At 56.8% G+C, this 7,485-nt stretch carries 10 protein-coding genes; 4 read left to right on the forward strand and 6 right to left on the reverse strand.

Going from position 1 to position 7,485, the window contains the following annotated elements; genetic code table 11:
- Window positions 1-137 precede the first annotated feature (137 nt).
- A complete protein-coding gene (locus tag K5845_RS20815; RefSeq protein WP_287959934.1) occupies window positions 138-467 on the reverse strand; it encodes a hypothetical protein in 330 nt (109 codons plus the stop codon).
- Between the two features lie 123 nt (window positions 468-590).
- Here K5845_RS20815 and K5845_RS20820 point away from each other — a divergent pair, with 123 nt between their 5' ends.
- The 3 genes from K5845_RS20820 to K5845_RS20830 are packed head-to-tail and all read left to right on the forward strand — an operon-like array spanning window position 591 to window position 1,833.
- Window positions 591-857 (forward strand): hypothetical protein, encoded by a 267-nt coding sequence (locus tag K5845_RS20820; RefSeq protein ID WP_287959935.1) that lies wholly within the window; start codon window positions 591-593, stop codon window positions 855-857.
- Between the two features lie 43 nt (window positions 858-900).
- Window positions 901-1,167, forward strand: a complete 267-nt coding sequence (locus K5845_RS20825; RefSeq protein ID WP_287959936.1) for a hypothetical protein — start codon at window positions 901-903, stop codon at window positions 1,165-1,167.
- 9 nt (window positions 1,168-1,176) lie between these two features.
- Window positions 1,177-1,833 (forward strand): SOS response-associated peptidase, encoded by a 657-nt coding sequence (locus K5845_RS20830; protein ID WP_287959937.1) that lies wholly within the window; start codon window positions 1,177-1,179, stop codon window positions 1,831-1,833.
- Between the two features lie 33 nt (window positions 1,834-1,866).
- Here the strand turns inward: K5845_RS20830 and K5845_RS20835 are convergent, their stop codons facing one another.
- From K5845_RS20835 to K5845_RS20855, 5 genes are all read right to left on the reverse strand, one after another.
- Window positions 1,867-2,442 (reverse strand): hypothetical protein, encoded by a 576-nt coding sequence (locus K5845_RS20835; protein ID WP_287959938.1) that lies wholly within the window; start codon window positions 2,440-2,442, stop codon window positions 1,867-1,869.
- Between the two features lie 91 nt (window positions 2,443-2,533).
- Window positions 2,534-2,875 carry a DUF1515 family protein gene (locus tag K5845_RS20840; RefSeq protein WP_113154799.1) on the reverse strand — a complete coding sequence of 114 codons (342 nt, stop codon included), beginning with the start codon at window positions 2,873-2,875 and terminating at the stop codon, window positions 2,534-2,536.
- 12 nt (window positions 2,876-2,887) lie between these two features.
- Window positions 2,888-3,148: a hypothetical protein gene (locus K5845_RS20845; protein ID WP_502814153.1), complete on the reverse strand. Its 261-nt coding sequence runs from the start codon at window positions 3,146-3,148 to the stop codon at window positions 2,888-2,890.
- Window positions 3,045-3,314 carry a hypothetical protein gene (locus tag K5845_RS20850; protein WP_287959939.1) on the reverse strand — a complete coding sequence of 90 codons (270 nt, stop codon included), beginning with the start codon at window positions 3,312-3,314 and terminating at the stop codon, window positions 3,045-3,047. The genes K5845_RS20845 and K5845_RS20850 overlap by 104 nt, the downstream gene beginning before the upstream one ends.
- Entirely contained in the window at window positions 3,311-4,114 is an 804-nt protein-coding gene (locus tag K5845_RS20855; RefSeq protein ID WP_287959940.1) for a lysozyme family protein, read from the reverse strand. Before K5845_RS20855 ends, K5845_RS20850 begins: the two co-directional genes overlap by 4 nt.
- A gap of 1,452 nt (window positions 4,115-5,566) precedes the next feature.
- On the opposite strand from K5845_RS20855, the gene K5845_RS20860 reads away from it, so the two are divergent.
- Window positions 5,567-7,423 (forward strand): CDP-glycerol glycerophosphotransferase family protein, encoded by a 1,857-nt coding sequence (locus K5845_RS20860; RefSeq protein WP_287959941.1) that lies wholly within the window; start codon window positions 5,567-5,569, stop codon window positions 7,421-7,423.
- The last annotated feature ends 62 nt before the right edge of the window (window positions 7,424-7,485 follow it).

A 7,485-nucleotide genomic window follows, 5' to 3' on the forward strand; every position in this document is an offset into this window, starting at 1 on the left:
CCAAGGGCGTGAATGTACAGAAAAACCGCGCAAAACGTGGATTTTCAACAAGGCACTCGACAGAAACTTCACGGTATGTTCCGGTGTTTCTGTCAGGTTTCTGTCATGACTGAAACGCTTCGTCCAATCCTCGGTCACTAGGAGTCGGTCGGCGCAACGTCCCAAAACCGCTTCCGATCCCCCTTCCCCCTATCTCGCTTCGGATCGAATGGAATGCCCTCAAACTCGGCTGCGAAGCGCTCCGCGTCCTCCTTCTCAGCAAAGCAGAAGATGATGAAGTAACCGCCTCTGGGTTCGGCCCATTGGGCATAGACGGATTGCGTCCGGCGATGGACCGACAGGTCTTTACAGAAGCCGTGAACGACATCGTAGTTGGCTCCCATTACCCGATCCTCCGACAGCGCCACCTGGTGCGGATGCGCGCGATCAATCTGAGCCCCGGTGGGCTCTCCTTTGCGACGTGACATCGTCTGCTCCTTCTCAATTTCACCCGTCACGTCGCCGCATGCGTAACGTGAACAAATGTGGAACAAACTCTGGACTCGTCAAGGGCGATTGGATTACGATCTGCGCTTCTGATGGAGAAAAGAATGACCAGTGAAACCGCCCTCAAGACGGGTGGCGGCGGGCGCGAGCATTGCCGACGCCCACCGCATCCGCAGCACGCATCTAGAAATGCAGATGGCGAACCCGATCCCTATGAGCCGACGGCCGAGGCTATCATTGAAGCCTGCGGCGGCGATCCGCGCGAGGCGGTCATCGCGCTCCTGGGAGAGCGGGATTATCTCACCGGGCGCGTGGAAGCGCTGGAGCGGTCTGTCAGCTGGGGATTTGTGCGCGCTGGGGCGGCGCGCTGATGAAGGAAACAACGGTGCGGCACATGTTTTTCGGAGCCGCCAGATGCGCCAGTTCAAGCCACTCCACCTGTCCGAAGTCGTTTTCTTCACACGCGACGGCCAGATCCGGCTGAAGGACATTCAGCCCTACTATGTGCTCGGCGCCATATGCCGGCATTGCAAATCAATATCCGAGCTGGATCGCCGCGCGCTTGAGCGGCGCTACGGCCGGGACACAACTGCGATCAATCTGGAAAAGCGCCTGCGCTGCAGGAGTTGCCAAAACGCCCGCGGCAATACCATCATGGTCATAAATCAATGGCCGAGGTGATCCCGACCAATGTGTAATCTCTACAACATGACGACGACGCGCCAGGCGATCCGCAACTTCATCAAGACAACGCGGGAATACGCCTTCAACGAGCCGTCTCTGCAGGTCTATCCGAACCGCTATGCGCCGATCATTCGCGTGGGAGAGGATGGAGAGCGGGAAATGGTGCGCGCCCGCTGGGGCATGCCGACGCCGCCCATGTTCATCAAGGGAAAGCACGACAGCGGCGTCACGAACATCCGCAACACCTCATCCGCCCACTGGCGCAAATGGCTCTCGCCTGAAAGCCGCTGCCTTGTGCCGGTCACGAGCTTCGCCGAGCCCGACCCTGCCGGCAGGAAGGAAGGCGATAAGCGGACGCCGAATGCATGGTTTGCACTGAGTGAGGATCGGCCCCTGTTCGTCTTCGCCGGCCTTTGGACGCCGTGGCACGGCAAGCGCATGGCCCGCGAGGAGCCAGAGGACCATGAGGTCTATGGCTTTCTGACCACGGAGCCCAACAGCGTTGTCGAGCCGGTGCACAAGAAGGCAATGCCGGTCATCCTCACCACGGAGGATGAAATGACCGCATGGCTTGCAGAGCCATGGGAGGAAGCGAAGAAGCTTCAACGTCCCCTGCCCGACGACAAGCTCGTAATCGTGGGTGCGCCGGACCTGCCGGGGTGAACACCCTTGCCGGCGCGGCCATCAGAAAAGCAATTAAAGCGCCTGCCCGCAAAGCAAATCGATGTCCTGAAACGGCGTAGATGACGCCGCATTCAAATCGGCTTCCTCAAGGTAGGACAGTTTAATCGTCGGATTGAGACCTACCGTCACATCCATGATAACCATCTCGAGATCCATGGAGTTCTGAATGCGTTTGGCCGTCTTGGCTGCGTAGAACAAACTCTTCGAGAACAGCGTTTCCAGTTCCGGCGCGGATATTGCATCAACCTCAAGATCGGCCTTTCGGGAAGAAATCAACCTCAGCTTTCCGGTCGGCGGAAGTAGCTGAACTCTGAAGGTGGACATCTGAAATCCGAGCGCCTCCAGTGTCGGGGTCAGGTCCGCAATCTGTGATGAAAAACCTTCGAACTGACGGGCAGCCAATTCGAATGCCTGGTCCGGCGACAAGCTGGCCAGAATGTCGGGAGGCTCAATGGATAGCGCATCCTTGATGGGGCCTACTCTGTCTACCACCGAGTTCCACTTCTCTCCCCATGTTTCAGCGGAGACCGGAGATTGTGCCAAGATTGCCAGTGAAAGCGAAAGTACTATTGAACGCAGATGCCTCATGTTCCCCTCCCTATTTCCCGAACGCTACTGTAGCAATCGCAACAATTGGTGGGAAGAACAGCAACTCGGCAGCGGTTTCCGCCTGCTATCTCTAGGGTGGCGGCCGCCCTGTCAGCCAGGTGTAGATTCCGACCAGCCAGCCGGCGAACCCAACAATGCCGATGCCTAGGCGGATCAACCAACGGCCCGCAGTGCCCGCGCCTTGAGCCTGCGACCTGAGCCTGACGACATCATCGGTTACAGATTGCATCTGATCGACCTTGGCCTTTGTCGTCTCCGCCTCGCCCTCGAGGTGCGACAGCCGGTTACTGACCTCATCCAAACGGCGATGCACCACGGCGCGGCTGTCATCCGCGCGCATCAAGCGGTCATCGATGCCCTTCAGCTCTCCAAGGATTTGACCAAGGGTCCGCTCAACACTCGCTTCTGACATTCGCCGCTGCCCTCAGTCCTGCGTCTCTCGCCCATGGCGGGCGCATTCGGTTTGAGACCAGACACCGCTGCCGCAGAGACCAGCTGCCGTCTCGTCAATCTTTCGCTGATCGTCCGCAGTCGCGCCGCGCGCGCCGATCAATGACGTGCCGACCACATCGCGCAGACCGTCACTTGTCACAGGCACCGGTTTCGTAGTTGAACACCCCGCCACGCTCAGCGCAGCGGCGATAGCGAGCGCGCCAGTCTTCAGCCGCATAGCCTGCATCCTCATTCTGTTGATTGATCCATTGGGCGAATGCCGCCTGTTCGGCCATGCGGCCCCGCTGGTGCCCGTAGAGGTAAATCCCGCCTGCGATGACGGAGACAGCGAGAACCGCAGCCAGAGCCTTCCCCAGCGGCGAGAGGAGGGCTTTGGAGATGAGACCGAACCAGGTCACGTCCTGCCCTCCATTTCGGCTTTCATCGAGCGATACACCTTCGCGATGTCGCGCCGCCGCTTGATCGCATAGACCGCGAACCCCGCCACGATCAGAACGATGGCCAGCTGAACCCGCCAGTCATCGAAGACGGCCAGCACCGGGACGATGATCGAGGTGATAGCCCACTGCCAGACCGTCTTGGATTTGGTCAGCGGCTTGTCGAGGTGTTCGGGGTCCTCCAGCACCGACTTTTCGACCACGGGCAATTCGATCCGCGCCGCCGCGAGAACCTGATCCAGCACCGCTTCGACCTTTTCGGGCGAGACCAGTGCCTTGTTCAGGCTGTCGCCAGCGAAATAGCTCTGCCCGCGCCGAATATGCCGGTGCGCGCCGCGCGTGTCCGCCAGAACAGGGAAAGATGCCCACTCGCCCGAAAGCCGCCGGCCAAACTCGGTGCGGCTGATCTCGCCATTGATGAACTGATGATAACCGCGCCGGATCAGGAGATGATAGGCAAGCCGGTCCTGAAGGTCGCTGTCAAACACCTGAGACCCGCGCAGCCCAAGCTCCTCTTTGAGCCCCACCAGCGTCTTGCGGATGAACTGCGGCGCGCCGGCCGCGGAAGAACCGTGATGGCGCGACCAGGTGCGCTGTGCGGCGATCACCTCGTCAACGGTCATGCGCGTGAGCGGCTTCGGCAAGCGATCCTGCCGGTGCGCGTAGATCACTTCATAGCATTCAGGCGGCGTGCGGCTCGTTTCCGTCTCATAGACGAACGCAAGCAGCAGCGCCGCGCCAGCAGGCACGGTGCGGTCCATTGGATTTCCCTCTTCGGATATCAGTGATAGTGTGGAGTTGCCCTACCCGGGGTCGGCTACCTGTCGGCGAAACCTCGGACCGGTTTACGCCTGCTGGCAGGTAGTCACTACGCCTCTGCCGGCGACGACCTCCACCCATTCGAGCTGGCAGAGGCTTTTCTTTGTTGGGCGTCGCCCTATTTACTCTTGTGCTGGCGGGATATCCGCTCATCCCCTGACCGGAGACAGCACGACCTACCCTCGCAAGTCCCCGCCAGCACCCGAGTGACTTCGGTCCATCTCGTAGCTCTGACCGTAGATGCTCGTTCCCACCGCGCCATTACGCCGCGACGACGCCAGCAGTGCTTCACTACCGCAAGCGTCATTGATAACGATACCAAGACCTCTACGAGGTCACCGCCGCTCCCTGCAGGCAAGCGCTTCCCAACGTCAGCCTGCAGGGGGATTTCCACATTTGGGTGATTGAATTACGCTATCGGTGCTGGCGGGCGCTTAGAACGCCCCACGTTCGGAGCAAACAGCCTTCCCCAATCCGAGGTTTGCCCGCCAGCACCGCTGATGGGCTGCCGGTGTTTACCAACCAGCAACGATTTGAGCTGAGATTAGCCTCGCCAGCGCGCGTAATGTTTGGGCATAAAGCCCACCCGCTTAGCCCAACAAGCCCCGCGCGCTGGCATGCTCTTCCCGAAGCGATCTTGCCGCCTACCGTTACGGGAACCACTCGTTCAGATTTCGCCGGTAGACTTGTTCAGCTGGCAGGTTGAAGAATCTGGGGCTCTTCTGAGAGATAGGCGGGGGCTTTTACCCTATCCACCTGCCAGCGCCTTTTACGCCTTTCCGCAGGTGTGCTAAAGCACCATTCAATCGATCAGGCTTAGGACATACCTTCCGGTCGCTAGCTAACCCACGACTGCCCGTAGTCAGATGGTGAGCAAGCATCCAGCATGTTACAGCCTCCTCTGCCCCGCCGAACTGAGCCCCAACTCATTATGCGTTCGGCGGGGATTTTTCTGCGAACTCAACCTAGGCATTACGTCATCGCACCAATAGAGCGACCACGTTGGCATGCTACCTTAGATTGCCGACGAGCGAGATTAATCGCCCTTGAAGCCCCTAGCTTAGGATGTGTATTAGAACGCCCTCGCTCGTCGGCGCTCACTCCGAACGGCTGATTTTGAAGCTCCGAGCATGCACTCAGCTATTCCCATGACGGACAGCTTAAATATGTGATCACACCGACGGCGCCCCTGAGCGCATGGTTCCTCTTGATTCGCTACCGGAAACCCGAGGGCGGTCAAAATCAGACCAAAGTTTATGTCTTTTGATCTGGGCGACGACAAACAATCAAATTGGAAGCACACCGGTTGGCAGCGCGCAAATCGTTGCAACACCTTGCGTGTTCTCACGCGATGTCCTACCCCGGCTCGGTTTCTTGTGAATAGGCGAACAGCAATGAAAAACGAAGCAAAACGTGTCGTGAAGTCAGCCATTCAGGCATACAAACCAATCCACAAGAAGCTGAAGCCCTATCGGTTTTACACACGTACCACTTCAAAACTGCACGACGCCTACCGTGTCTGGATTGACCCGCGAGCAGCAGACTGCAGGTCGTTCGTTGAGGGCTATAGCTCAAAAAAGATAGAACCCAATACGATCTTCCTTGAGAGTTTCTTCGGCGAAAAAATCTCCTGTAACCCATATGCCGTTTACCAGGCACTTCAAGCCTCTGCCTGCGGCAGCAAGTTTCAGTTCATTTGGGTTATCCAGAACACCACATACATCCCAGATGATGTGGCTCGCAAACCTAATGTTCATTTTGTAAAAAGGGGGTCAGCCGAATACGGCGAGGCCCTTTTGACTTCGGAAACGATCATCAGCAATATGACGCTGCCTCGTTACTTCGCCATCAAACCTGAGCAAAAATACTTCAATGTATGGCATGGCGTCCCGCTTAAAAGCATGGGCCTTGACGCTAGTGACCGCCTGAATTCCGTATCAAATGTTCAACGCAACTTTCACTCCGCAACTCACCTGCCACTGGCAGGCGAATACGCTATAGAGAAAATCGTTACCTCGAATGGAGCGAAACTAGCAGCCCGCGATAAGGGGCTCCCAATCGGCTCCCCTAGGGTCGACATTACGCTAAAGGCCGAGTCGAGCAAGGTCCGCACCAAACTCTCCATATCGAATGATAAGCCGATCCTCTTATACGCCCCGACCTGGCGGGGAAATGCGGCGACACTCAAAGTGGAAGTTGCAGATCAGCTCAAAGTCGTTGAGCAGCTTTCAGAAGCTCTCGCGAATGACTACAACCTAATCGTTTCGATCCACCACTTCGCCTCCAAGAAGATCGAAGCAGAGAACCTTAAATGCACACTAGTACCGAACGAAATGAACATTAACGAAGTTCTTGCGGCGGTTGATGTGCTTATAGGAGATTATTCAAGCATTATCGTCGATTTTCTTCCGCTAGACCGGCCAGTTATTGCGTACACACCTGATATTGAAAGCTATTTAGACAGTCGTGGATTATACCTTCACCCTGAACAACTGCCGGTTACCGTAGCACACGACATCCCTCAGCTAATGAGCGCACTGAGATCGCTTCGGAGACCATCTACCTTTGAGCAATACCCCAGTATCAAGCAATCACTGACGCCGCATGAGGACGGCATGGCGTCACAGCGAGTGGCTGACCGGATACTAACAAAAGCAGCGCCCTGCACCTCTGAAGGTAAGCGCCACATCTTGATATACCCGGGTGGCCTGAAGACTAACGGTATCACGTCCGCATTTCTTAGCCTGATTGCCAATATCGATTTCGAAGAGACGGACGTATCTGTTCTAGTTGACGCGCATACAACCGATTCCGATGAGGAACGATACGAGAATTTCAGAAAAATAGACCCGCGATGCGAAATCATCCTCAGGCCAGCAAAATTCTACCCAGACCAGGAAGAACATAGAGCGTATCGTCGGTTTCTGGATAATCCAAAGAGCGTATCAACTGAAGATCAACAACGGATAATGCGGTCATTTGCAAGGGAAGCTCGTCGCCTAGTTGGAAATTCAGAGTTTACAACAGCGATCGACTTCTCCGGTTATTCACCGTTCTGGTCAATGCTCATCGCGGCTTCGAACGCGCAGATGCATGTCACTTATCAGCACAGCGACATGCTTGCAGAGGCTGAGAACCCTGATAGAGATCATGTTCACCTGCCCGCTGTCTTCATGATGTATCGCCTGACCTGCTCCCCTGAATGTACCCGTTCACAGGCTAGCGCTGTTCACGTTGTGGTCCATTCGTGACCGGGTTGCAAACTCGTTCGGGGTGAGCCCGTCGAGGCTGGTGTGGGGTCGGTTCAGGTTGT

This window comes from Filomicrobium sp. (assembly GCF_025698805.1).
In the GTDB taxonomy this organism is placed as follows: Bacteria; Pseudomonadota; Alphaproteobacteria; order Rhizobiales; family Hyphomicrobiaceae; genus Filomicrobium; species Filomicrobium insigne.

Excerpts from the sequence above, each read along its gene's own strand:
- K5845_RS20815 (WP_287959934.1), bottom strand. The coding sequence starts at position 467 with ATGTCACGTCGCAAAGGAGAGCCCACCGGGGCTCAGATTGATCGCGCG.
- K5845_RS20825 (WP_287959936.1), top strand. The coding sequence starts at position 901 with ATGCGCCAGTTCAAGCCACTCCACCTGTCCGAAGTCGTTTTCTTCACA.
- K5845_RS20855 (WP_287959940.1), bottom strand. The coding sequence starts at position 4,114 with ATGGACCGCACCGTGCCTGCTGGCGCGGCGCTGCTGCTTGCGTTCGTC.
- K5845_RS20860 (WP_287959941.1), top strand. The coding sequence starts at position 5,567 with ATGAAAAACGAAGCAAAACGTGTCGTGAAGTCAGCCATTCAGGCATAC.
- K5845_RS20820 (WP_287959935.1), top strand. The coding sequence starts at position 591 with ATGACCAGTGAAACCGCCCTCAAGACGGGTGGCGGCGGGCGCGAGCAT.
- K5845_RS20840 (WP_113154799.1), bottom strand. The coding sequence starts at position 2,875 with ATGTCAGAAGCGAGTGTTGAGCGGACCCTTGGTCAAATCCTTGGAGAG.
- K5845_RS20830 (WP_287959937.1), top strand. The coding sequence starts at position 1,177 with ATGTGTAATCTCTACAACATGACGACGACGCGCCAGGCGATCCGCAAC.
- K5845_RS20835 (WP_287959938.1), bottom strand. The coding sequence starts at position 2,442 with ATGAGGCATCTGCGTTCAATAGTACTTTCGCTTTCACTGGCAATCTTG.
- K5845_RS20845 (WP_502814153.1), bottom strand. The coding sequence starts at position 3,148 with ATGAGGATGCAGGCTATGCGGCTGAAGACTGGCGCGCTCGCTATCGCC.